Source organism: Hyella patelloides LEGE 07179 (genome assembly GCF_900659865.1).
In the GTDB taxonomy this organism is placed as follows: domain Bacteria; phylum Cyanobacteriota; class Cyanobacteriia; order Cyanobacteriales; family Xenococcaceae; genus Hyella; species Hyella patelloides.
In genome coordinates this window covers 1-2,116 of record NZ_LR214412.1, presented here as the reverse complement: position 1 = coordinate 2,116, position 2,116 = coordinate 1, and the positions used below count along the sequence as shown (strand labels likewise).

Sequence of the window (2,116 nt, the reverse complement as noted above, 5' to 3'; positions counted from 1 at the left end):
TTTTTGATTTAAGCGAACCGTGAGTCAAGAATCCCTCGCGTCCCGCGACGGGAGTGTCAAGTTTGCTACAAGTGCTGCGTTTGGTTGGTTTATCCAACAGCAATCCGAGAGCATTGCAGAATCAACTCAATAATACCTTATGGGCGATCGTGTACTTATTGCGATCGCATTGCGCCTCACCAATGGCGAGATCGCTTTTTGAGAGCTTTCTCAGTAAGAGAGAGACTTGCGGAAAACAAGGCATTCCCGATTGCGGTGTTGATTCTTAGTTTTTAGAATGGCTATTACTTTACTATTCAGAATCCAGGATCACTTGTGCTAGTTGCTGACGAGTAGCCCCAGTATTGAAGAGGGCGCGAACAATTAAATCCAGTGATACGGAAGGATCGCCAGATTCGATCTTGGCTACCCGCGATTGAGAAGAACCTATTTTCTGAGCTAGAGCATCTTGAGAAAGATTGTGTACTTTTCTTTGTTCTTTGACCAGTAAAGCCAGTCTTGTTTTAAGTTCCACCAGTTCGGCTTCAGCAGGAGTCAGACCCAGAAAATCACTGGTATTACCCACAACCCAACCAGCAGCTTCTAATTGTTTACGTTTTTCCGCGTCCATAACCATATCCTTTACCTTTACTAAATCGCGTCATACTGCTTCAGTCTTTTCTGACATCGCTTGATAACTGTGTCTGGGGTTTTATTGGTTTTTTTGGCAAACACATCCACAATAACTATGGCATCATCATCGATACGATAGATAATCCGCCAGGTTTTATCCTCATCATTAATTCTCAGTTCGTGGCATCTCACACCAATACTAGGCATCGGACGAGATTGAGGCAACGATAAAGATTCGCCTTTTTGGAGCAATCGCAGTAGATAACCCGCTTCAATACGAGTCTCACTGGAGAAAGGAGGAGTTTTGACCTCACCCGAAAACCAGATAAGAGGTTTGTCGTTTGCTGGATTTTGTTTGTTTGTATTCATAATTTTATGTCAGATTTGACATATTTGCAATTATACAAACTTACTATAAGGGAAAGAAAGTTTTTAAAAACAAGCAGTAAACTAAAAAATCTTCCAACTCTCAAAAAAATTGTTAGACTAATATCAAGTTTGTAATATCAAGTTTGTAATATAAGTTGAAATATTTATTGAATCAGGGATTGACAAAAAAGATCATGCCAAAGAAAAATCAACAAGGTGTTATAGTTCTTTCTGCATTAGAACTAGATTTATTGACAGTTCTCATGGGAGAAGAATTATATGGTTTAGAACTTCTAGAACGGATTAACAAAGCGCGAAGCAAAGTAGGAATGAACAAGCTGGGTATCGGATCGCTATATCCCACCCTTAAGCGTATGGAAAAAGCAGGATTAGTTGAGGGAGAATTCCGCGAACCAGTAGCAGGGGAAGATTCACCTCGTCGAAAATACTACAAGCTTTTGGGTGAAGGGCAAATAGCCATTAGCCGTACTCAAGCGTATCGAAACCTATTAGCAGAAGAAAAAGACAAATCATTTATCCCAGAAGGTAAACAAGTATAAAGACTATGTAAATGTAACTTATTTCAAGAAAAATTCAATTAGCTTTTATCAAGAAAATGAAGAAAAAAATCAACAAAAAGGCATCAAAGATTACTCTGTATATGCTTATAGGATTTTGCTTATTCTTAGTATTCGGTTTGTTTTCTTTACCAGATTCAATTTTACTGCATTTTATACCAATAGTTATTTGGGCAGGCGTTTTCTCAGCTATGGCAGTCGGAATTTTTTTTGGATTAAAATTTGAGCGAATTGCTATTTTTGGATTCTTCTTAGGAGCGAGCTTACTTATATTTATTTTATTAATATCACTAAAAAATCTAGAAATACCTTCTCTAAAATATGGAAATTTTATAGGCATATTATTATTAACATTATTTTTAGTTATGCTTAGTTTTGGAACAGGATTAATGTTAGGTTTTACAGCAAAACCTTTAGTCGATTTAGTACGTTTAAATTTAACCGAATTTACCAAAAATACGAATAATCTACCAAAATGGATATATATATTTCTTCGTGATGAAGAAAAAGAAGCTAATCTAATTGATTTTAGAACTCAATGGTATGGACAAAACAGC

At 36.7% G+C, this 2,116-nt stretch carries 5 protein-coding genes; 3 read left to right on the top strand and 2 right to left on the bottom strand.

Going from position 1 to position 2,116, the window contains the following annotated elements:
* The first annotated feature begins 53 nt into the window (after positions 1–53).
* Positions 54–269, top strand: a complete 216-nt coding sequence (locus H1P_RS35350; RefSeq protein WP_144876457.1) for a hypothetical protein — start codon at positions 54–56, stop codon at positions 267–269.
* Positions 270–292: 23 nt separating this feature from the next.
* Here H1P_RS35350 and H1P_RS35345 read toward each other — a convergent pair whose 3' ends face one another.
* Positions 293–610 (bottom strand): helix-turn-helix domain-containing protein, encoded by a 318-nt coding sequence (locus tag H1P_RS35345; RefSeq protein ID WP_144876455.1) that lies wholly within the window; start codon positions 608–610, stop codon positions 293–295.
* Between the two features lie 20 nt (positions 611–630).
* Positions 631–981 (bottom strand): type II toxin-antitoxin system RelE/ParE family toxin, encoded by a 351-nt coding sequence (locus H1P_RS35340; RefSeq protein ID WP_144876454.1) that lies wholly within the window; start codon positions 979–981, stop codon positions 631–633.
* Between the two features lie 194 nt (positions 982–1,175).
* On the opposite strand from H1P_RS35340, the gene H1P_RS35335 reads away from it, so the two are divergent.
* Both H1P_RS35335 and H1P_RS35330 read left to right on the top strand, forming a co-directional pair.
* Positions 1,176–1,541, top strand: a complete 366-nt coding sequence (locus tag H1P_RS35335; protein ID WP_144876452.1) for a PadR family transcriptional regulator — start codon at positions 1,176–1,178, stop codon at positions 1,539–1,541.
* Between the two features lie 56 nt (positions 1,542–1,597).
* A partial coding sequence (locus H1P_RS35330) for a hypothetical protein (protein ID WP_222427416.1) occupies positions 1,598–2,116 on the top strand: 519 nt, incomplete at its 3' end.

Bases quoted from the DNA above. Each gene is read 5' to 3' on its own strand.
- H1P_RS35345 (WP_144876455.1), bottom strand. From the start codon at position 610: ATGGACGCGGAAAAACGTAAACAATTAGAAGCTGCTGGTTGGGTTGTG.
- H1P_RS35340 (WP_144876454.1), bottom strand. From the start codon at position 981: ATGAATACAAACAAACAAAATCCAGCAAACGACAAACCTCTTATCTGG.
- H1P_RS35335 (WP_144876452.1), top strand. From the start codon at position 1,176: ATGCCAAAGAAAAATCAACAAGGTGTTATAGTTCTTTCTGCATTAGAA.